At 42.5% G+C, this 24085-nt stretch carries 12 protein-coding genes, 1 tRNA gene and 1 CRISPR repeat array; of the genes, 8 read left to right on the top strand and 5 right to left on the bottom strand.

Features of this window, described 5'->3' with window-relative positions:
• The first annotated feature begins 243 nt into the window (after positions 1-243).
• From uvrA to cas2, 7 genes are all read left to right on the top strand, one after another.
• Complete coding sequence (gene uvrA, locus G8O23_RS05485) at positions 244-3036, top strand: excinuclease ABC subunit UvrA (protein WP_166362602.1); 2793 nt, start codon at positions 244-246, stop codon at positions 3034-3036.
• A gap of 375 nt (positions 3037-3411) precedes the next feature.
• Positions 3412-5277, top strand: coding sequence for a fasciclin domain-containing protein (locus G8O23_RS05480; protein ID WP_166362600.1), 1866 nt, complete (start codon positions 3412-3414; stop codon positions 5275-5277).
• A 210-nt stretch (positions 5278-5487) separates the two neighbouring features.
• The gene (locus G8O23_RS05475; RefSeq protein ID WP_166362598.1) at positions 5488-6225 is read left to right on the top strand and encodes an energy transducer TonB; all 738 of its coding nucleotides are present in this window, start codon (positions 5488-5490) and stop codon (positions 6223-6225) included.
• 650 nt (positions 6226-6875) lie between these two features.
• Complete coding sequence (gene cas9, locus G8O23_RS05470; protein ID WP_166362596.1) at positions 6876-10583, top strand: type II CRISPR RNA-guided endonuclease Cas9; 3708 nt, start codon at positions 6876-6878, stop codon at positions 10581-10583.
• A gap of 124 nt (positions 10584-10707) precedes the next feature.
• Complete coding sequence (locus G8O23_RS05465) at positions 10708-11322, top strand: hypothetical protein (RefSeq protein ID WP_166362594.1); 615 nt, start codon at positions 10708-10710, stop codon at positions 11320-11322.
• 75 nt (positions 11323-11397) lie between these two features.
• Complete coding sequence (cas1, locus tag G8O23_RS05460) at positions 11398-12330, top strand: type II CRISPR-associated endonuclease Cas1 (protein WP_166362592.1); 933 nt, start codon at positions 11398-11400, stop codon at positions 12328-12330.
• An 83-nt stretch (positions 12331-12413) separates the two neighbouring features.
• Positions 12414-12755 (top strand): CRISPR-associated endonuclease Cas2, encoded by a 342-nt coding sequence (cas2, locus tag G8O23_RS05455; protein ID WP_166362590.1) that lies wholly within the window; start codon positions 12414-12416, stop codon positions 12753-12755.
• Between the two features lie 194 nt (positions 12756-12949).
• Positions 12950-18314: a CRISPR direct-repeat array (repeat unit 46 nt; unit sequence GTTGTGTTCAATAAGTCAAAGATACAATCTGAAAGCAATTCACAAC).
• A gap of 486 nt (positions 18315-18800) precedes the next feature.
• Here cas2 and G8O23_RS05450 read toward each other — a convergent pair.
• From G8O23_RS05450 to G8O23_RS05430, 5 genes are all read right to left on the bottom strand, one after another.
• Positions 18801-19616, bottom strand: a complete 816-nt coding sequence (locus G8O23_RS05450; RefSeq protein ID WP_166362588.1) for a S1/P1 nuclease — start codon at positions 19614-19616, stop codon at positions 18801-18803.
• Positions 19617-20060: 444 nt separating this feature from the next.
• On the bottom strand, positions 20061-20312 hold the full coding sequence (locus G8O23_RS05445; RefSeq protein WP_166362586.1) for a GIY-YIG nuclease family protein: 252 nt from the start codon (positions 20310-20312) through the stop codon (positions 20061-20063).
• A 204-nt stretch (positions 20313-20516) separates the two neighbouring features.
• The gene (locus G8O23_RS05440; RefSeq protein ID WP_166362586.1) at positions 20517-20768 is read right to left on the bottom strand and encodes a GIY-YIG nuclease family protein; all 252 of its coding nucleotides are present in this window, start codon (positions 20766-20768) and stop codon (positions 20517-20519) included.
• 199 nt (positions 20769-20967) lie between these two features.
• A complete protein-coding gene (locus G8O23_RS05435) occupies positions 20968-21216 on the bottom strand; it encodes a GIY-YIG nuclease family protein (protein ID WP_166362584.1) in 249 nt (82 codons plus the stop codon).
• A gap of 80 nt (positions 21217-21296) precedes the next feature.
• A tRNA-Val gene (locus G8O23_RS05430) sits at positions 21297-21371 on the bottom strand.
• Between the two features lie 335 nt (positions 21372-21706).
• Here G8O23_RS05430 and G8O23_RS05425 point away from each other — a divergent pair.
• Complete coding sequence (locus tag G8O23_RS05425) at positions 21707-24082, top strand: ABC transporter permease (protein ID WP_166362582.1); 2376 nt, start codon at positions 21707-21709, stop codon at positions 24080-24082.
• Positions 24083-24085 lie beyond the last annotated feature (3 nt).

Raw genomic sequence — 24085 nt, 5'->3', positions numbered from 1 at the left:
TATTGATTAGTTGGGTAGATGTGATTCTATAGGCAATCGATTTTAATGGTTAGTGTTTGTATTTGCTAGCATTTACTGTGCCAAATAAGCGAAAAAAAACAAATCTACCAAAAAAATGTAATACAAAAGCTTGCTATGAGTTGATTATTAGGGAAATGATGATTCTGTTGCTGTGAGCCTGTGTGTTTACCAATGGTATAAAAGCAAATCTTTGCCTACATTTGTGGGTTAATTTCTACAGTAATGCAAAATCAGAATGTAATTTCCATTAAAGGCGCTAGGGTTCATAATCTTAAGAATGTTAGCGTTGATATACCTCGAAATAAACTAATTGTAATATCGGGTCTTTCGGGCTCCGGTAAATCGTCGTTAGCGTTCGATACCCTTTATGCCGAGGGGCAAAGGCGCTATGTTGAGAGCCTGTCGGCTTATGCTCGCCAGTTTTTAGGAAGGATAAGCAAGCCTGAGGTGGATTTAATCTCTGGAATTCCCCCTGCCATTGCCATTGAGCAAAAGGTGAACACCCAGAACCCTCGGTCGACCGTTGGAACATCAACCGAAATATACGACTACATTAAATTGCTTTATGCCCGAATTGGGCGCACCTATTCGCCGATTTCGGGCATTGAGGTGACTAAGCACAGCGTTACCGATGTGGTGAATTTCATCGCCTCCTTTCCCGAGGGAACCAAGCAAATGCTTCTGACTCCAATCAATATTAGGGAGAACGAAACGGTTGAGCAGAGGTTAACCATTCTGGCCAACGAGGGTTTTACCCGGATAGAGGTGGGCGATCAGATTCAGCGTATCGATAGCAAGGAAACTCGTCATTTGCTCTCCATTTCGAAAGCAAAGCTTAGCTTGGTGGTGGATAGGTTCTCGGTTTCGCACGATGATGACTTCCTGAGCCGTTGTGCCGATTCGGTGCAAACAGCTTTTGCCGAAGGCAGCGGAATCTGTGTGTTGGCAACTTTCAACGACAACAATCGAAGCAACGAGGTTTTCTCCAACAGGTTTGAAGCCGATGGAATTACCTTTGAAGAGCCATCCGAGCACTTGTTCAGCTTCAATAATCCGCTTGGCGCTTGCCCCCGATGCGAGGGCTATGGAAAAATTATTGGAATAGATGAGGCGCTGGTGGTGCCCGATAAGGGTTTATCGATATACGAAGATGCCATTGCCTGCTGGAAAGGCGATACCATGAGCGAATACAAAAAGCAATTTATCGCGGTGGCCGATAGGTTTAAGTTTCCTATTCATAAGCCATTTTATCAGCTTACACAGGAACAAAAGGATTTGTTATGGCGAGGTGGAGACGGTTTTGTTGGGCTTGATGATTTTTTTGCTCATCTCGAAAGCAAAAAGTACAAGATACAGTATCGGGTAATGCTGTCGCGTTACACTGGTAAAACCATATGTCCCGAGTGTAAAGGGCAGCGGCTGCGTAAGGAGGCAACCTACGTTAAGGTATGCGGTGTTAATCTCCCGCAGCTGGTCGATTTGCCCATTACCAAGCTACACGATTTTTTTCAGAATATGTGCATAACCGAGCACGAGCAAAAGGTTGCCAAGCGAATACTAACCGAGGTAAGGAATAGGCTAGCCTACCTGCTAAACGTGGGGCTGGGTTACCTAACGCTCAACCGCTTGTCGTCAACCTTGTCGGGGGGCGAATCACAACGTATCAATTTGGCTACCTCGCTGGGTTCGAGCCTGGTGGGCTCGCTGTACATCCTCGATGAGCCAAGCATTGGGCTGCATCCACGCGATACGCATCTGCTTATCGATGTGCTTAATAATTTGCGCGATTTGGGGAACACGGTGGTGGTGGTGGAACACGACGAGGAGATAATCCGTGCTGCCGATTACATAATCGATATTGGCCCGCTAGCCGGCCGCCATGGCGGCGAGGTGGTGTTTGAGGGAACACCCAAAGCACTGCTAAAATCATCAGAAACCCTTACTGCAAAGTACCTTAATGGTATCGAAATTATTGCGCCAGTAACCGCACCGCGTAAATGGGCCAATTTTATACAAGTGAAGGGGGCACGCGAGAATAATCTTAAGAATATCGATGTGAAATTCCCCCTCAACAGTATGGTGGTGGTAACGGGCGTTAGCGGCTCGGGCAAATCATCATTGGTAAAGGGTATTCTATACCCTTCGTTGGCCAAGAAGATATCCGGGGTGGGCGATAAACCCGGAGAGTGCGATGGCGTGGATGGCGATATACATCTGCTGAAAGGGGTTGAGATGGTGGACCAAAACCCTATTGGTCGTTCGTCTCGCTCAAATCCGGTAACATACATTAAGGCTTACGACGAGATTCGCAAGCTCTTCTCGGAGCAGCCCTACGCCACTAGGAGTGGGTATAAACCTTCGGCTTTCTCGTTTAACGTGGAGGGAGGACGATGTGAGGAGTGCCAAGGCGAGGGTGTGATTAAGGTTGAAATGCAATTCATGGCCGATGTAACCCTTACCTGCGAATCATGCGGAGGCAAGCGATTTAAGGAGGATGTGCTGGAGGTTCGCTACCGCGATAAGAATATTTTTGATGTGCTGGATATGACCGTAAATCAGGCCATCGAGTTTTTTGGCGAGGATAAGGACAAAACGGCTATCAAGGTGGTAACCCGATTGAAACCCTTACAGGATGTAGGGCTTGGGTATATTAAGCTGGGACAATCGTCGAGCACCTTAAGTGGAGGCGAGAGCCAGCGCGTTAAGCTAGCGTTCTTTCTGCAGAAGGAGCAGGCCACTCAGCATCAGCTGTTCATCTTCGATGAACCCACCACAGGGCTACACTTCCATGATATCAAAAAGTTGCTCGAGTCGTTCGATGCGCTGGTTAAAAAGGGGCACAGCCTAATTGTGGTAGAGCACAACCTTGAGGTTATTAAGAATGCGGACTGGATTATCGACCTGGGCCCCGGGGGCGGCGAGGGTGGAGGTAACCTTGTGTTTGCAGGTACACCGCATGAAATTGTTAAGTGCAGCGAGAGCCTGACGGGGCAGTTCTTGGCTGGAAAGGTATAGCCAAAGGTATATTATCCTAATATGAATTTGAAAGACAGCCTTGTAAAATAGCACCTTTGAACTTAATCTAAACGTTTTGGCCAGCCAAAGAGCCATTTTCTTTTATCGACACTAACCTGTGTAATTTTACCCACGGGGCGATTATATGCTTAGCAATGAGTCGCTCCGTGAACTTTTCAAAAGCTAAACACTTATTTTTTTCAGTAACTTTTTTTTAGTAATTAAAGCCAGATTATATGGACTAATCCGCTTGTAGGTTGGGTGTAAAATTATTTAGAATGTCCAATAAAAAGCAATATAAAGTTAAACAAAAGTATCAACCCTCTGTTTCTGTGTTGTCTTTGATAACGAACATTAACCAAAACTATAACAACTATGAAAACAATGAGAACTAGATTCTTAAGCATCCTAGCCTTGGCATTGGTTGCTACTTTTACCCTCACATCATGCGAAAAGGATGATGTTAATGAAATCCCAGCTCCAACAAATGATGTTGTAGAGCTCGCTCAAGCTACCACCGAGTTGAGTACGCTTGTAACTGCGGTAGTAACAGCCAATTTAGTTACCACCTTAAAAGGATCGGGGCCATTTACTGTTTTTGCTCCAACCAACGACGCATTTGCCAAACTCGAGGATGGTGTACTTGAGGTGCTTTTGGCCAACCCTACCGTTCTTGCTGATCTGTTGAAGTACCACGTGGTAAGCGGTAAGGTTCTTTCAACGGACTTGACTACTACTTCAGTTCAAACCCTTCTTTCGGGTAAAAGTATTTCCGTATCGGTTGCAAATGGGGTAACCCTAAACGGAACAGCTTCAGTTGTTGAGGCTGATATTGAGGCCACTAACGGAGTGGTGCACGTGATTGACGAGGTGCTAATTCCAGAGGGATTCGAGCTACCAAAGGATAATATTGTATCAATTGCAGCACAAACCCCTTCGCTTAGTATTCTGGTAGAAGCACTATCATTGTTCCCCAATCTTGTAGATGCCCTAAGTTCCGATGGTTCTTTCACAGTATTTGCACCTACCAACGACGCATTTATTGCGCTTCTTGGTGTAATTGGGCAGGAGAGCTTATCGGATATACCCGAGAGCGTAATCGAGAGACTATTGAAGTACCACGTAATTTCTGGTGCAGCCCTTATGTCTACCGATCTTAGCGATGGTCAAATGGCATCAACCCTTCTTAGCGATGACGATAAGATTAAAGTGCAAATTTCGGGGCAATCCGTTAAGATTAATGGTGCAAATGTAACCGCAGCAAATATTGAGGCCTCAAACGGAGTTGTACACGTAGTTGATGCAGTTCTTGTACCTGCGCTAGAGCTTAGCATTGTTAATACTATTGTTCAGCCTGCGTACTTTAGCAAGAGTTTTTCAGTTCTTACTCAAGCGGTTGTTACAGCAGGGTTACTCGAAACCTTAGTAAACCCAGATGCCAGCTTCACTTTATTTGCTCCCAGCAACGATGCTTTTGAGGCCGCAGGAATTACAAGCCTTACTGAACTTACAGCTAACGACTTAACCCCAATCCTAACCTATCACGTTTTGGGTAGTAAGGTTTATGCCAATGGATTACCCAGCACGGGTTCGGCTGTAACTACACTTAATGGAGACTTTTACTTGAGTATTAACGATAATGGAGTGTTTATTAATGGTGTATCGCAGGTTACAGTAGCCTCCCAGGCAGGTAGCAATTTGGATTTTGGCAATGGTGTGGTACACGTTATCAATAGAACGCTTTTACCAACCAACAAAACTATTGTTGATATTGCAGTTGAAGCTTCACAAGCATCAAGCGGTGCTGAATTTGGCCAATTGGTAGCTGCGCTTACCGCAGTTGAGAACGATGGAACAACCGATAACCTAATCACCATACTAAGCGGCGATGGTCCATTCACAGTATTTGCACCCACCGATGCTGCTTTCCAAGCGCTATACACACTTGCCGAAGTAAGTGATTTCAATGCACTTGTCGATGCTGTTGGTATAGGAACCATCGAGGCGGTTCTAAAGTATCACGTGCTTGGTGCCAGGGTTTTCTCAACCGATTTGCCAAACCTTGAGAGTAATACCGTGGCAACCCTAGGTGGTAATATTACCATCGACTTAAGTGCATTAAAAATTATTGATACTGACGCGGCTCTTGAGTTGGGCACAGCTGATGCCTCAATAGTTGCAACTGATATTATGGGAACCAATGGCGTGATTCACGTAATTGATCAGGTTATTCTTCCCTAAACACTAGTTAAATTCATCAATTTGAAAGGCAATCCTAACTGGGATTGCCTTTTTTAGTGTGTATAGCGTTCATAGGGTAATTGCTCGCTAAGGAGGTAGTTGCCCCGTGATTTTTTTTCACTTAACCAAGATTTATTACAACGATATCGAATCTTTGCCGTTTAAATTAAAGCGCATATATTAGCATTTATAATACTAAAACTAGTTGTTATGAAGATTTTATTATTGGCCATAGTATTGACCTGCATAGCTAAAGTAGGATTTTCGCAAGAAATACGAAAAATCACCAAGAAAGATAGAAATTCGCCTGTTATTGAAGAGTACTACGTCTTTAGGAAGGAGAGAGACGTAAAGCATGGCCAGTATGTAAAAATGTATGAGAGTGGGGAGCTAGTAGAGACAGGCTTTTACAAAAAAAACCTAAAGGATAGCCTGTGGATTAGCTATGCTATAAATGGAGAGGATACATTGACCTTTGGAAGCTATAAGAACGATAGGCGTGTTGGCCCTTGGGTTATTAACAATAGCGATGGCACTTTAGATTATGAATACAATTTCACTACTAAAAAGATCGGTAGGTATAACTGGAGGGGTCAGTCCAATCGGTTCCAGGTTTTAACCGAGGGGCGTTGGGTGGAGCAGGAGATTGACAATCCGCCCATGATGCTCGATGGAAACGATCCCATCAAAATTATTGCTCGCAATATTGAGTACCCCATACGTGCATGGAGAGGTGGGATTGATGGCGAGGTTGTTGTATCCTTTGTTGTTGATAGCTTGGGCCGAATGGGAAGTATAAACCTGAAAAAGACGGTGGACCCCGACCTGGATAAAGAGGCCCTACGAATTTTCAAAACCGTTGACTTCGACTGGCACCCAGCACAAAAGGATGATAAGTATATAACCGTAAGGTACTCGCTTCCCGTTACCTTTATTCTTCGGAAATAATCGTTATTGCAGCAAGCTTTGGTAAGGTTTATACTTTAGCTGTGAGGTAATCGATGCGTTGAGTACACCCATCCACCACCCAGATGTGTAAAACCCAATATGGAATAGACTAAATGAGTAGTATTTAAAAGTCCGATATGCTATTGCAGCATATCGGACTTTTTTTGTATGATTTCGATATAATCTTATGGAAAAGTGAAGAGAGAAGTATAAGAATATTTTGAATGCTTTGGAATAATCGTTAAGTTTGAGAACGGATGTTGATTAGGTGCATATATTAAGTAGCTAGGTTTTTTCTTTTTACAGTAGGGAATATGCTCCGTCTATTACAACGAGGGAGGTATAAATAAAAACGACACCTAGTAGGTTAGGTGTATTTGTTCGCTATTTTTTATTTAGGGTGTTTACGGAGCATTTAAGCAAAAAAATACCCTCGTATTGTAAGACGAGGGCGGCTTAAATGTTTTATTCGCCCTTTGTATTATTTCATAAGGTGCTTATGAAACATTTAAAGCTAGTTTAAACGAAAACGACACCTAAACAAGTTAGATGCCGCTTTAAATGTTTTCACAACGGAATAATCCTTATTGTGAATTGCTTCAAGATTGTAATGCAAATATATAACTCTAAAACCTAAAACGCAATAGACTATGAAAAAAATATTAGGATTGGATTTGGGCTCTGCATCTATTGGCTGGGCAGTTACTTCAGAGGAAAATAGTAATGGGGAAGTTAAACGAGAAATTCTGGGTTTAGGGAGTAGGATTGTTCCCTATGAGGGTACAGAGGGAAAAGACTTTGAAAAGGGTACAGGTGAAAGCAGGAATTCTGTTAGAACAAAAATGCGTACTGCCCGAAAGGGTTACGACCGCTACCAACTTCGAAGGAAGTACCTAGTAAATGAGTTGATAAAAAACGAAATGTACCCAACCGAAGAGGTGAAGAATATACCAAAAATGGAGCTTTGGGAGCTGAGGAATAGAGCCGTAACATCAAAAATTTCACTTACAGAATTAGGGCGTTTATTACTTTGGCTCAACCAGAAAAGAGGTTACAAGAGTAGTAGATGCGAAGCCAATTTGGATAAAAAGGATACAGATTATGTAGCGGAGGTAAAAAGCCGCCATCAAACCATAAAGGAAAAAAGCCTTACCATTGGTCAATATTTCTATCAACAACTATCAGATGATGAGTTCTTTAGGGTTAAAGAAAATATCTTTCCAAGAGAGGCTTACATTGAGGAGTTTGAGGCCATTTGCAAGCAGCAACAGAAACATTATCCCGATCTGATTACGGAAAAGTTTATTCAGAAGGTTAGGGATGAGATTATTTACTATCAACGACCTCTTAAATCACAAAAAGGGCTTGTTTCAATTTGCGAGTTTGAGGGTTTTTGGCTTAAAGGCAAGGATGACAAGGAGTATTTTGTTGGACCTAAAGTTGCCCCTCGTAGTTCACCCATTTTTCAAATTGCCAAGGTATGGGAGAATGTTAATAGCATAAGAATTGAAAATAAATATGGCGACAAGATAGAGCTATCACTTGAAGAGAAACAAGCAATTTTTAATCATCTTGATAATAATGAGAACCTAACACAGGCTCAAATTATAACGATTCTCAAGCTGAAAAAGAACGAATGCTTTTTCAACAAGCAAATCGCAAAAGGGATTAAAGGTAATGTTACCAAAACGGCTATAATAAAATGTTTTGAAGAGTCTAAAAATTATAGCCATCTTTTAAAGTTTGAATATAGCATTTGTGAAGATAAACTTGTTGACAAAGAAACTGGAGAGATACTTGAGGATATTTCATATCGCTACATAGACCCCAGAATCGAAAACGAACCCTACTATCAGCTTTGGCATACCATATACTCAATTAGCGATATGGATGTATGCAGCAGAGTTTTGCAGCAGAAATTTAGTATTGAACCTGATGTTGCCGATAAATTAGCAAAACTTGACCTAACAAAGGGTGGGTTTGGGAATAAATCTGCAAAGGCAATTCGTAAAATTCTGCCGTACCTAATGGAGGGCTATGTTTATAGCGATGCTATGCTTTTTGCGGGGTACGACCACTCAAACTCACTAACAAAACCAGAAAATCTACAACGTAAACTTCTTGAAAGGCTTAAGCCCATTCCAAATAATTCGTTACGCCAACCAATTGTTGAGAAAATTCTCAATCAAATGGTAAATGTTGTAAATGCAACCATCGACAAGTACGGAAAGCCCGACGAGATTAGGGTTGAACTAGCACGCGAGTTAAAACAAAGTAAGGAGGAGAGAAGCGATACATCTAGGTTTTTAAGCAAGCGGGAAAGAGAAAATGAGCAGATTGTAAAAAAACTCGAAGAATTCGGATTGAGAGCCACAAGAAACAATATTGTAAAATGGCGACTTTACGAGGAAATGGATAATGAGGATAAGAAGCTAAACGCCATCTGCATTTACTGTGGACAGCCCATATCAATTACCGAAGCCATAAAAGGGAACGATGTGGATATTGAGCATATAATTCCAAAATCGAAGCTGTTCGATGATTCCCAAAGCAACAAAACCCTCGCCCACAGGCGATGCAATACCGATAAGGGCGATCGCACTGCTTACGACTTTATGAAAGGGAAATCGGAACAGGCTCTAGTGGCGTATGTTGATAGAGTGAATAAACTCTTTACGAGCAAAATTATTGGTAAAGCCAAACGCGACAAACTTTTAATGACCGAGGATAAAATCCCCCAAAACTTTATCGACCGCCAGCTGCGCGAGAGCCAATACATTGCCCGAAAGGCCAGAGAAATACTTCAAACCATTTGTCATAATGTTTGGTCAACCTCGGGAACTGTTACTGCAGAACTTAGGCATTTATGGGGATGGGACGATGTTACAATGAACCTACAATTTCCTAGATACAAAGAATTGGGATTAACTGAAATTAGAGAGTGGGAAAGCGAACACGGGAAAAACAAACATTCAAAAGAGGTTATTGTTGGTTGGTCGAAACGCGACGACCATCGCCACCACGCCATCGATGCGTTAACAATAGCCTGCACTAAACAGGGATACATTCAGCGTTTCAATACGCTAAGCTCAAGCAAAACCCGCGACGACATGAAAAAAGACGTTGATAGACGTTCTATTGAGTACCGCGAAAAATTAAATCTGCTTGAAAAGTACCTAATTAGCGAACAACCTTTTACCGTAAGGGAAGTGGAAGAAAAGGCTGCAAACATTCTAATTTCTTTTAAAGCAGGCAAAAAGGTTGCTGTAGTTGGAAAGCGCAAAGTTGGACGAAGAGGCAATAAGAAGGTAGTGCAAGAGGGCATAATTATTCCTCGTGGCGCACTCAGCGAAGAGAGTGTTTATGGCAAAATTAAAAAGGTTGAGGCGAAGAAACCCTTAAAATACCTTTTTGAGAATCCCCATTTAATTTTTAAACCTCGCATTAAACAGCTGGTTGAAGAGCGTTTAGGAAAATTCGATGGCGATACCAAAAAAGCCTTAGCATCAATTAAAAAAGAGCCAATTTATCTTGACAAAAAAAAATCGACACTACTTGAATACGGATCGTGCTATAGCGATGAGTACGTAATTAAGTATAGCATCGATATCAACTTCAACAAGGTTGATAAGGTAATTGATGAAAATATTAAGAGAATACTCCAGCAACGACTCAAAAAGTTTAACGGCAAGCCCAAGGAGGCATTTAAAGATGTTCAGCGCGACGAAAAGGTTTTAAAATGGTATGAGGACGAAGGGCTTGAACGCCCAATTAGGGCTGTACGATGCTATACAGGCCTTTCTGCTGTAGTGCCTGTGCGCAAGGATGCAAACGGTAAGGAAATAGGCTTTGTAAAACCTGGCAACAACCACCATATTGCCATTTATACCGATGCTGAAGAGAAGAAAATTGAACATATTTGCACCTTTTGGCACGCTGTGGAGCGCAAGAAGTTTGGTCTACCAGTAATTATAACCAGTACTAACGAGGTTTGGGATAAAATTCAACAATCAGCAGAAGGTACTTACCCCGAGAGTTTTCTAAAGCTATTACCTGAACCCCACCTTACCCTCCACCTAAGCATGCAGCAGAACGAAATGTTTGTGCTGGGTATGACAAATGAGGAATTTGAGATTGCTAAATCAAGCAATGATTATAGGGCGTTAAGTGATAAGTTGTACAGGGTTCAAAAATTGGGAGGGGATGATTACAATTTTCGACATCACTTAGAGACAGAACTAGTGAATGATAACAATGCGAAAGTCAGTAAAAGATTTTTTAGGGTTAATAGTATTGGTGCATTGGATGGATTAAATCCGATTAAAGTAAAAATCAACTGTATTGGCAATTTGGTTTAATCTACTTAACCGTCAGTCCGGGCGCGACTTCAAGTCGCGCCCGGACTAATAAAAAATCGCAATTGCCTCAGGTTACTCAAGGCTTGACTCCAAGTCAAACCTTGAGTAGAGAAAACTAAAAGCTATGATATTTGAACAGGGTCACCTATACCATATCTACAACCAGGGCAATAACCGCCAGCGCATCTTCTTTAGCAGGGAGAATTACCTGTTCTTTTTGGATAAGGTGAAAAAGCATATGTTGCCCTACGCCGATATCTTGGCCTGGTGCCTAATGCCCAACCATTTTCATTTTATGGTGCATGTAAATCACTTAGAGTTGCCTCAGGTTACTCAAGGCTTGACTTCAAGTCAAACCTTGAGTAGTGAAAAAATGCAACCATTCAACTACTCAATTGGTGTTATGCTCCGCTCGTATACACGAGCCATTAATATACAGGAGAACCGCGCTGGAGCCCTCTTCCGTCAACAAACAAAAGCCAACTGTTTAACACGAGTGGATAAAATATCCAAAGCATGGTATCAGGCGCAGGGTGTAACCCAAGTTACCATCGATTACCCTGACCAACAATACCCAAACATCTGCTTTAATTACATCAACCTTAACCCTGTGAAAGATAAGCTAGTTAAGCGCTGCGAGGATTGGGAGTTCTCCTCTTATCCCGATATTGTAGGGCTGCGCAACGGTATGTTGATAAGCAGGGAGAGGATTGCAGAGTTTGGGCTGCAGCTAATTTAAACGTTACGGTACTCACGGGTTGACTATTTGCTAAGCAAAGAGTCAACCCGTGAGTAAAACTTAACCCTTAAACCTATGATAAAACGTACCCTTTACTTCGGCAACCCAGCTTACCTCAGTATGAAGGATAGGCAGCTGGTGGTGCAAAAGGAAGTTACAAGTCCGGGCGAGACTTTGAGTCGCACTCGGACTGATATTTCTACCATCCCCATCGAGGATATAGGCGTAGTGATGCTCGATAACCCGCAAATTACCCTAACGCATCCATTGCTAAATGCCCTTTTGGCAAACAATACTGCAGTAATAACCTGCAACGAGAGGCATATGCCATCGGGTATGTTGCTGCCATTGGAGGGCAATACATTACAGGCCGAACGCTATTCGAACCAAATAAACGCGAGCGTTCCGCTTAAAAAGCAACTTTGGCAGCAAATCATACAGGCTAAAATTGCCAATCAGGCTGCCGTGTTGCAAGAGAAAGGGGTTGATATTGAACCAATGCGCTACTTTCAGCGTAATGTTCGAAGTGGCGATCCCGATAACTACGAGGGGCGTGCTGCAGCTTACTATTGGAAAAACCTGTTCGATGGGGTAGTGGAGGGCGAATTTACCAGAGGCCGATTTGAGGACGATCCCAACAATCTGCTCAACTATGGCTATGCTGTGTTACGAGCAGTAATTGCACGTAGCCTGGTAGGTTCTGGCCTTTTGCCCACACTGGGCATCCACCACAGGAACAAGTACAATGCATTTTGCCTGGCCGATGATATTATGGAGCCTTATCGCCCTTATGTTGATAGGTTGGTATTATCAATACTTAATGATTTTGATGATGTGAGCACGCTAACCACCGAGCTAAAAGCGAGGCTGCTGGTAATTCCTGCGCTTGATGTTGTAATAGATGGTAAAAGCAGTCCGCTTATGGTGGCATCGCAGCGAACCACAGCTTCGCTTAACGATTGCTTTGAGGGTGCTAGCCGTAAGGTGCTTCACCCAGTTATTCTATAACTACTCTAGGGTTGACTATATGCTGAGCGAATAGTCAACCCTAGAGTAGAAGAAATATACCGTGAGTTATAACCTCTTAAGATATGACCACAACCAACCGATTAAATCAGTACAGAGTAATGTGGGTACTTGTTTTTTTCGATCTTCCCACCGACACCAAGAAGGACAGGAAGATCTACGCACAGTTTCGTAAGCAAATAATGAAAGATGGTTTCACCATGTTTCAGTTCTCAATATATACCCGCTGTTGTCCTAGCCGCGAGAATGCCGAGGTGCATATAAAACGAGTAAAATCGCTGTTACCACCAAGGGGCGATATTGGCATACTATGCATCACCGATAAGCAGTTTGGCAATATGGAGCTATTTCGGTCAACCAAACCCATAAAAGCTAGCCCCGATCCCCAGCAGCTGCAGCTATTTTAGCTATTGCAATCTAGTCCGGTTACGACGATTGCTTGTCGAAGCAAAAGTTGCGCCCGTACTATTATAGTATTCACCCCGTGATTAAAAAACAAAAATCCCCCCAAAACCATTTGGAGGGATTTACTATTGAACACTTTTTTTTATTAAAAAATACGACCTAACGAATTGTGATACAATTTTTTGACCTATGGTATGTTGTGTTCAATAAGTCAAAGATACAATCTGAAAGCAATTCACAACGGTATTATGCAGTTGGAGAATACGGCACTAGTTGTGTTCAATAAGTCAAAGATACAATCTGAAAGCAATTCACAACTTACGTCAAGGACGAAACACCTTAAAGGCAGTTGTGTTCAATAAGTCAAAGATACAATCTGAAAGCAATTCACAACACTTTCGACAAGTCATACGTGAGTATGGTTGTTGTGTTCAATAAGTCAAAGATACAATCTGAAAGCAATTCACAACTTCTAGCCACTGTACAATTTCATCCTGTATGTTGTGTTCAATAAGTCAAAGATACAATCTGAAAGCAATTCACAACACCCCCTCATGCACCCCCCTGCCTGGTATGGTTGTGTTCAATAAGTCAAAGATACAATCTGAAAGCAATTCACAACAGCGTAATGGCGAGCTAACCATATCAAAAGGTTGTGTTCAATAAGTCAAAGATACAATCTGAAAGCAATTCACAACACGAAATCGTAGGGAATCCAAGCTAAGAATGTTGTGTTCAATAAGTCAAAGATACAATCTGAAAGCAATTCACAACTATAAATGAGGATGAAATTGACGAGCAGGCGTTGTGTTCAATAAGTCAAAGATACAATCTGAAAGCAATTCACAACGGTTGCATTTAATACCGATAAAACTTTTACGTTGTGTTCAATAAGTCAAAGATACAATCTGAAAGCAATTCACAACGTGAGAAGTTTACATTTTCGGTACTGCAGAGTTGTGTTCAATAAGTCAAAGATACAATCTGAAAGCAATTCACAACCAACAAAGGCAGTGGATGTGGTTGTGATAGGTTGTGTTCAATAAGTCAAAGATACAATCTGAAAGCAATTCACAACAGCGCATTTATGATTTCATCAATACTTTTGGTTGTGTTCAATAAGTCAAAGATACAATCTGAAAGCAATTCACAACCGACCACGACGAGGAGAATTGGAACGATAAGTTGTGTTCAATAAGTCAAAGATACAATCTGAAAGCAATTCACAACGAAACAACCAAAGTATTTAAACACACCCGAGTTGTGTTCAATAAGTCAAAGATACAATCTGAAAGCAATTCACAACCGATGTGCATATCAGGGGAACCGATATGGTGTTGTGTTCAATAAGTCAAAGATACAATCTGAAAGCAATTCACAACAATTAAACTTATTGACACAACGGATTTTTTGTTGTGTTCAATAAGTCAAAGATACAATCTGAAAGCAATTCACAACAGGCCGGCCGGGGTGGTGGCGCTGGGGGTGGTTGTGTTCAATAAGTCAAAGATACAATCTGAAAGCAATTCACAACCCAACTTCTCACGGCTAATGGCGATTTTTGGTTGTGTTCAATAAGTCAAAGATACAATCTGAAAGCAATTCACAACCGTGGTAATTGATAGGCTTAAAGCTAACCAGTTGTGTTCAATAAGTCAAAGATACAATCTGAAAGCAATTCACAACAGCGCACCGCGTGCGTGGCAAGGCGGTTTTGTTGTGTTCAATAAGTCAAAGATACAATCTGAAAGCAATTCACAACCGATACGGGGAGGGGTATCGCCCCGGATGAGTTGTGTTCAATAAGTCAAAGATACAATCTGAAAGCAATTCACAACGCGCTCGCTGGTGGCATTTACTTCCATTTCGTTGTGTTCAATAAGTCAAAGATACAATCTGAAAGCAATTCACAACCGAGGACGTGCAGGCCGAGATAGATGCCTAGTTGTGTTCAATAAGTCAAAGATACAATCTGAAAGCAATTCACAACTTGCGGGAGTGTCCGTTTTTTTATTTAGAAGTTGTGTTCAATAAGTCAAAGATACAATCTGAAAGCAATTCACAACGAACGGGGTGGTGTTTCAGCCCTCGTTTAAGTTGTGTTCAATAAGTCAAAGATACAATCTGAAAGCAATTCACAACGGATGGCCGCGTAAGGGAGGAGCACGCAGCGTTGTGTTCAATAAGTCAAAGATACAATCTGAAAGCAATTCACAACAATAAGCGAGTCGGATATTCTAATAATGTCGTTGTGTTCAATAAGTCAAAGATACAATCTGAAAGCAATTCACAACAGGACTTTGCCGACAATGTGGAGGATATGGTTGTGTTCAATAAGTCAAAGATACAATCTGAAAGCAATTCACAACGATAAGGGCGAGATAGTGGTAAATCCCAGCGTTGTGTTCAATAAGTCAAAGATACAATCTGAAAGCAATTCACAACCGGTAATAAGGGGCAGCATCTGCGCCACGTGTTGTGTTCAATAAGTCAAAGATACAATCTGAAAGCAATTCACAACTACCTTCCCGTACTTACCTTAGCCGCTTGAGTTGTGTTCAATAAGTCAAAGATACAATCTGAAAGCAATTCACAACTATCAATTGCCGCCTCCACAATGGTATCGTGTTGTGTTCAATAAGTCAAAGATACAATCTGAAAGCAATTCACAACGAATTGCCGCTGTAGAATTGTACCCCTCACGTTGTGTTCAATAAGTCAAAGATACAATCTGAAAGCAATTCACAACTGGGCTTCTCCTCCTTTTTTGGCTTTTGCTGTTGTGTTCAATAAGTCAAAGATACAATCTGAAAGCAATTCACAACAGCAAATGGATGCGATGAAGGGATTAAAGGGTTGTGTTCAATAAGTCAAAGATACAATCTGAAAGCAATTCACAACTTTACCCGTGCCACCTTCGCCAGCGAGATGGTTGTGTTCAATAAGTCAAAGATACAATCTGAAAGCAATTCACAACCACCCCCGGCGGAGCAATACAATCGCTTTAGTTGTGTTCAATAAGTCAAAGATACAATCTGAAAGCAATTCACAACAGCGTAATGGCGAGCTAACCATATCAAAAGGTTGTGTTCAATAAGTCAAAGATACAATCTGAAAGCAATTCACAACCTACCACGTGGAGACCTGCGTTTCGAAGTAGTTGTGTTCAATAAGTCAAAGATACAATCTGAAAGCAATTCACAACAGGCGAGTGGCTACAGCCTAAAGATATTCTGTTGTGTTCAATAAGTCAAAGATACAATCTGAAAGCAATTCACAACACAAAGGTGTAAGAAGTCCTATAAGTTGTGGTTGTGTTCAATAAGTCAAAGATACAATCTGAAAGCAATTCACAACTATCGCTGCCGAGTTGCGTCGCATTACCGAGTTGTGTTCAATAAGTCAAAGATACAATCTGAAAGCAATTCACAACGGTTGCTTTCAATACCGATAAAACCTTTACGTTGTGTTCAATAAGTCAAAGATACAATCTGAAAGCAATTCACAACAACTACTCAATGCTAGTACCAACGTGCAGCGTTGTGTTCAATAAGTCAAAGATACAATCTGAAAGCAATTCACAACAGGCCGTTACCTCACCCGCTGCGGTGATGTGTTGTGTTCAATAAGTCAAAGATACAATCTGAAAGCAATTCACAACTTTCGACAATGTGACTGCCTTTTCACTCAAGTTGTGTTCAATAAGTCAAAGATACAATCTGAAAGCAATTCACAACTCCCTATAATGTTAAGGTAAAGGATATAGTGTTGTGTTCAATAAGTCAAAGATACAATCTGAAAGCAATTCACAACCAAACGGCAATTACCCTGCGCCCGTTATTAGTTGTGTTCAATAAGTCAAAGATACAATCTGAAAGCAATTCACAACAACGCCTGAGCTGTACTTAATCTTTTTTGCGTTGTGTTCAATAAGTCAAAGATACAATCTGAAAGCAATTCACAACACACGGCTCTTCATAATAAAAGACTGCGATGTTGTGTTCAATAAGTCAAAGATACAATCTGAAAGCAATTCACAACACGTCGCGGCGGATTTTGCTTACCTTGGTGGTTGTGTTCAATAAGTCAAAGATACAATCTGAAAGCAATTCACAACAAGATCGTCGGGGCAAAGGAAATGGGTTAAGTTGTGTTCAATAAGTCAAAGATACAATCTGAAAGCAATTCACAACAGCGTTGTTAACTCTCTTACCAGTGGGAAAGTTGTGTTCAATAAGTCAAAGATACAATCTGAAAGCAATTCACAACGGAGCGGAAGTATATCCGCCCATTCCTTGGGTTGTGTTCAATAAGTCAAAGATACAATCTGAAAGCAATTCACAACACGTGTAGGTGACGGGGTTAAGTTGATTGAGTTGTGTTCAATAAGTCAAAGATACAATCTGAAAGCAATTCACAACGGATTTATGCTGCTTGCCGCAGCAGTGGCAGTTGTGTTCAATAAGTCAAAGATACAATCTGAAAGCAATTCACAACCCAAGTTCCGTCATTGCCCTTTCGAGCATTGTTGTGTTCAATAAGTCAAAGATACAATCTGAAAGCAATTCACAACTACCATCCTCACGCAAAAAAGCAAGATAGAGTTGTGTTCAATAAGTCAAAGATACAATCTGAAAGCAATTCACAACGGTGCGCAGGGCGTAATCCCAAATCTTATCGTTGTGTTCAATAAGTCAAAGATACAATCTGAAAGCAATTCACAACGGTCGTTGGCAGCAAGGCGCATATCGAGTAGTTGTGTTCAATAAGTCAAAGATACAATCTGAAAGCAATTCACAACAGTAGCTCACCTGACCCGCTGTGCCCGTTCGTTGTGTTCAATAAGTCAAAGATACAATCTGAAAGCAATTCACAACAGCAAATGGATGCGATGAAGGGATTAAAGGGTTGTGTTCAATAAGTCAAAGATACAATCTGAAAGCAATTCACAACGCTCGTCGGGTGGGGTATGGTTGCAATTATGTTGTGTTCAATAAGTCAAAGATACAATCTGAAAGCAATTCACAACCACCGCTTGCGATATCTGCTCGGAGTGTGGGTTGTGTTCAATAAGTCAAAGATACAATCTGAAAGCAATTCACAACTCAGGGCGTACTACGATGTAATCGGGAAAGGTTGTGTTCAATAAGTCAAAGATACAATCTGAAAGCAATTCACAACGCGATGAGCCCAACCGAAATTACACGCATAGTTGTGTTCAATAAGTCAAAGATACAATCTGAAAGCAATTCACAACTTTAACCGCAGAGAGCAGTGCCGCCTACTGGTTGTGTTCAATAAGTCAAAGATACAATCTGAAAGCAATTCACAACTGCATCCATAGCATTACAGAATTTTTTTTGGTTGTGTTCAATAAGTCAAAGATACAATCTGAAAGCAATTCACAACAATAAATAATTTCACGCTTCTGGGGGCAAAGTTGTGTTCAATAAGTCAAAGATACAATCTGAAAGCAATTCACAACTCTTAATAAATTGTCATCTGAACTAATTAAGTTGTGTTCAATAAGTCAAAGATACAATCTGAAAGCAATTCACAACGGAGCGTACCGGCATCGACAACTAGCTCGCGTTGTGTTCAATAAGTCAAACCTGCCCGACTGCGTCATTCAGGCGGGGATACAATCTGAACCGAAGACCCGTTGTTCTTTAACGGGTCGAGCTCGGCGGAGCCAACGCAATTCACAACAGGCAGTTGGCGGGTTGCCCTAGCCATAGTGTTGTGTTCAATAAGTCAAACCTGCCTGCATGCCATCCCTTCGGCAGGCGGGCCTGCCCGACTCCGTCAGTCAGGCAGGGATACAATCTGAACCGAACCGCCAGTTGGCGGTGAGCTCGGTGAAGCCTGCAAACGTATTTTGTGAGCTGGCTGAGTCAATGCAATTCATAACTATGGGAAAAGCGAATCGTCGAGGGGAATATTTACCTCTTTAATTATTCAATTTGTTGCTTTTGTAATAACGAAAAACTTAGTACAAACAAAACGACACCTAATAAATTAGGTGCCGCTTTATATGATTTTACTGTCTAGTATTTTCGAAATATATCATTGAGGGTAAATCCCAAGCGAACGCCAGCCAGAAATAGTAAGTTTTCGGCAACTGGGTGACCTTGCTCCAGGTAATCGGTTGTGATGGTATCGGAGCTAAGTGTGTAAACCGTTGGCAGGGCATTCCGCCCATCGATAAACCATGTTGTAGCATTTCCTTTTGCTATGCGTTTTAGTTCTCGTTTCTTGGTTTCTTTCAGCTTGCTTGATATATTTTCTTCAAAGAGTTGATTTGTTTCAATTATCTCGGTATCCCATATTCGATGTAGGCTAAATGATTTGCCATTGAAAACCACCCTTACATCATTGCCTCCTCGATCAGATCCGTAACCAACGTGCAATGGGTTATGTAAGTCGCCCATGAGGTGAAAAAGCACCTTTAGGTTTAGCTTTACCTGCTCGGGGGTTAAGTTCCGTCGATTCTTTAGGTTGAAAATTGCCGAATCGAGCTGGGTTACCACATTATCGCCATTTTCAATGGTTGGACTGTATGCTTGGCCTTTGTCAACATTGATGTAGTGCCATTTCTGCATGTAATTGTATTGTGAATTACCTCGTAGTTCGTCCATCCAGGTTGAGGCAGCATGCCAGGTGTCATTTGCAAGGTACTTGCTAATGGAGTCTAATGTGCTATTGGAAACATAGTTTTGGGCAATATCAACAATTGTATGATGTCCTGTTCGCCCCCAACCAAAACTTGCAATCGATACTGAGGTTAACAATGCAACGAGAGAAACTAGACGTAATTTCGCTATGATGGTTGTTTTAGTATTTCTTTTAAGTTGTAGATTCATAGTTAGATATGGTTAATGGTAGTGATCTAGATTAAAATATTTTAATTAATGTAAAAAGGGGTAAACGAAATATATAGTCGAAAGTTAACCTTTTGTTTAATTATTAAAGGAGAAATTGTCTGAATAGTCCGTTTTCTGAGAGAATGGCGGAGTTAAAGTAGATCCCAATAACGTCCTCCATTTTACTATTCCTCAGGGGGCGGCAATCAGCTATGCAAACATTCGGCTCGTGAGGAGTAGGGGGGGCTTGTGGGTGCAAATTGTGTGTACAACAAAAAACCACCTACCTCGATAAACGCTGTAAGTGGTTGAATGTTAGTGTGGGAACTGCTGGCTTGCTCGCTCTGCTCGTGAGCGAAGTTCGAATTTACCTGTCGAAGACAGGCCAACGACCCTCCCGCCCGCAGAGGCGGGATGCTCTGCACCAGCTGAGCTGAGCTGAGGTTACCGCTTTGTGTATAGGGATTCGATACGCTTGCGGCTCTTCCAGCTCTTAATCTCCCGCTCGCGCTGAAGGGCCAGCTCAAAGGTCTCGAAGGGTTCGGCGTACATCAGTACTACCCAGTCGTTGGCTCTGCCTGTAAAACCCTTGTGGTGGGCGTTGTGCCTTCGGATCCGCTGCTCCAGTTCATCCTGCGAGGCACCCACGTAGTGCTTGTCGAGCTGCGCGGAGTATAGTATGTACGTGAAGGCCATAGGGGGTTTTGTGGGTAAAGTAGTATGGATAACAAAAAACCACCTACCTCGAAAAACGCTGTAAGTGGTTGAATGTTAGTGTGGGAACTGCTGGCTTACTCGCTCCGCTCGTGAGCGAAGTTCGAATTTACCTGTCGAAGACAGGCCAACGACCCTCCCGCCCGCAGAGGCGGGATGCTCTGCACCAGCTGAGCTGAGCTGAGGTTACCGCTTTGTGTATAGGGATTCGATACGCTTGCGGCTCTTCCAGCTCTTAATCTCCCGCTCGCGCTGAAGGGCCAGCTCAAAGGTCTCGAAGGGTTCGGCGTACATCAGTACTACCCAGTCGTTGGCTCTGCCTGTAAAACCCTTGTGGTGGGCGTTGTGCCTTCGGATCCGCTGCTCCAGTTCATCCTGCGAGGCACCCACGTAGTGCTTGTCGAGCTGCGCGGAGTATAGTATGTACGTGAAGGCCATAGGGGGTTTTGTGGGTAAAGTAGTATGGATAACAAAAAACCACCTACCTCGAAAAACGCTGTAAGTGGTTGAATGTTAGTGTGGGAACTGCTGGCTTACTCGCTCCGCTCGTGAGCGAAGTTCGAATTTACCTGTCGAAGACAGGCCAGCGACCCTCCCGCCCGCAGGGGCGGGATGCTCTGCACCAGCTGAGCTGCGGTTACCGCTTTGTGTAAAGGGATTCGATGCGCTTGCGGCTCTTCCAGCTTTTAATCTCCCGCTCGCGCTGAAGGGCCAGCTCAAAGGTTTCGAAGGGTTCGGCGTGCATCAGCACCCAGTCGTTGGCTTTGCCCGTAAAGCCCTTGTGGTTGGCGTTGTGCCTTCGAATCCGCTGCTCCAACTCGTCCTGCGAGGCACCCACGTAGTGCTTGTCGAGGTGCGCCGAGTATAGTATGTACGTGTAGGCCATGCGGTACTTGATGGTAAAATTGTGTGTGCAACAAAAAACCACCTACCTCGATAAACGCTGTAAGTGGTTGATTTTAAGTGTGGGAACTGCTGGATTCGAACCAGCGACCCCCTGCTTGTAAGGCAGGTGCTCTGAACCAGCTGAGCTAAGCTCCCAAATACGTCTTTGTTTGTTGCGCTGTGCTTTTCGTTAAAAGCGTTGCAAAAATACGAGCATTTTTAATATCTGCAAAATTTATCGATACTTTTTTCAATAAATTTTTATCATTTTTTTGGTATCTTTCGCAATGGTCAAAGAGTCAGATATATTCGATAATCTCTGCTTTCTGTTCGTTTTTAATCACCCATTGTAGCGTTTTGATACACTTCATTTGGGTTTTATTTTAAACCAAAATTCGCTGCAGGTTGTAAGTTGTATGTAATCAGTTAGATGTATTTAAAGGCATATCTCTTGATATGTATTGGTTGTTGCATAAAAGGAGCTATTGAGTATGATACGAAATTACCTTAAGTCTGCTGTTCGATTCTTTTTTCGAAATAAATCCTTCTCGCTAATCAACCTGTTTAGCCTTGCCCTAGGGCTGGCTTGTGTAATCATTATCTTTAGCTGGGTGCTTTTTGAGCTGCACTACGATACGTTTCATCAGAATAGGGATCGGATTTATCGGTTGTCGTCAGCATTAACCATGTCGGGTGAGGTAAATTACTACCCAACACACCATGCCCCTGTGGGGCAAATGGTGGCTGATGAATTTCCCGAAGTGGAGAGCATGTCGCGCTTTAGCCGAGCTCATAGCAAAATGTTTAAGCACGGCAACGAAACCGTTCTGATAGAGGATGTTCATTATGTTGATAGCAGCTTTTTCCATATCTTTTCGTTCCAGCTTCTGGAGGGTAACCCGAATAGTGCTTTGGTATCGCCTAACTCCTTGGTTTTAACCCAAAGCGTAGCGCGAACCTTTTTTGGCGATGAGAACCCCCTTGGCCAAGTATTAATGTCGGACAATGAGGTGTATACCATTACAGGTGTTGCTATGGATCCACCCGAGAATTCAACCCTTCAGTTTAAGGTGTTAGAACCAATGAGTACAGCAACCAAAAAGTTTGGTGGGTTTTCCTATGGACATGGAATGGCCTTTCAAACCTGGTTGCTTCTATCCCCCGATATCAATACAATGGAGCTGGAGTCCAAAATTGAGCACCTGATGGATCGTGAGGTTAACGAGCTTTTCAAATCGATAAATGTTACCATTGGAGCATATCTCGAGCCCATTGGAGACATCTACCTACACTCGAAAGTGCAAAGGCAAACCGTTAGAGGGAATAGGCGAACCATACTCATATTTACCATATCAGCTTTGCTGGTCCTGGTTATCGCATGCTTTAATTTTATCAATTTAAGCACGGTGAGTGCGTTACGTAGAGCAAGGGAGGTTGGGGTTCGTAAGGTTTTTGGGGCAACAAGAACTCAGCTGGTTTTACAGCATTTGGGTGAGTCCGTTCTTATTGTGGCTGTGGCTATGGTTTTTGCACTTGTTATGGCCGAGATTGCAGCACCGTTAATTGAGATTTTCTCGGGTAAAAGCCTAGTTCTATATTCAAAAACAGCCATCTATTTCCTGGTTGCAATTCCTACAATAGTACTATTTGTTGGGGTTTTGGCAGGGTGGTATCCTGCCTTGTTCCTATCGCGCTTTAGCCCCATTGCAAACCTTAAACAACCACAAAAGATATACAGTAGCAGGATTTCCTTTAGGAGCATCCTAGCGTTTTTTCAGTTTGCAATTCTTCAGTCCCTTGCCATTTGTACCATTGTTGTGTTCACACAGCTTCAGCATATTAAAACGAAAGATTTGGGTTTCGACCCACGCAACCTTGTATCCATTAGGATTAATACCCCCAGCCTCGAGGGTAAGCACACTATACTAAAGGAATTGCTAGATGCCGACCCCAATGTAAAGCGTGCCACATTACATTCGTTTATTCTTGGGCACACCATTTTGGCTCGCGACTTTGTGCTTGAGGGTAGTCCTGAAGCCCTGAACATATCGTATATGACCATTGATGATACCTATTTGCAGACCTTTGGAATGGAGGTGGACCATGGGCGGATGTTCACCCAACCATTGGAGAACGAAGCTGGTAAAGTGGTGGTGAACGAGGCCTTTGTAAAGGATTTTGGCTACAGCAACCCCATTGGTCGCAAGATATTCCTTCCCAATGACCCTAACCATAGGGAGAATGAAATTATTGGTGTGGTGAAAGATTTCAACTTTCTCTCGTTACATCGTAGGGTTGAACCGTTGGTGATGATGACATGGCATGACCCCATCCAATTCGTTACGGTTAGGCTTAAGGATGATGACATGCAGAAATCACTTGCGGCAGTGCAGGGTGTTTGGGAGGATATTGCAGCCGATACCCCATTCCTTTACTTTTTTGTTGATGATAAGCTTGGTGAACTTTACGTGAAGGAGAATCGTTTCGGGAGTATCCTAGGCGTTTTCACTCTAATAGCCATAGCCATTGCATGTGCAGGTCTGTTTGGGCTTACAGCCCATATCACTCAATCGCGGCGAAAGGAGATGGCCATTCGGAAAGTGCTTGGTGCCAATACATCGGCCCTTACCACTTTAATATCGTTAAGCTTTGTTAGGTGGGTTCTGTTCGCATCGATAGTTGCGTGGCCAGCTGCGTGGTTTATATCGAGTAAATGGCTCGATAACTTTGCCGATAGAATTGCTATGCCACTATGGGCTTACGTATTGGCAACCCTAGTAGCTATTGTAATTGCGCTGGCCACAACTTTGGTTAAAACGTATGTGGCATCGAACCAGAACCCAGCACTAACATTAAAGTGCGAGTAAAAT

This window comes from Perlabentimonas gracilis (assembly GCF_011174675.1).
GTDB lineage: Bacteria > Bacteroidota > Bacteroidia > Bacteroidales > Tenuifilaceae > Perlabentimonas > Perlabentimonas gracilis.
The sequence above is the reverse complement of the archived record's forward strand: the minus strand, read 5'-3'. Positions and strand labels throughout refer to the sequence as shown.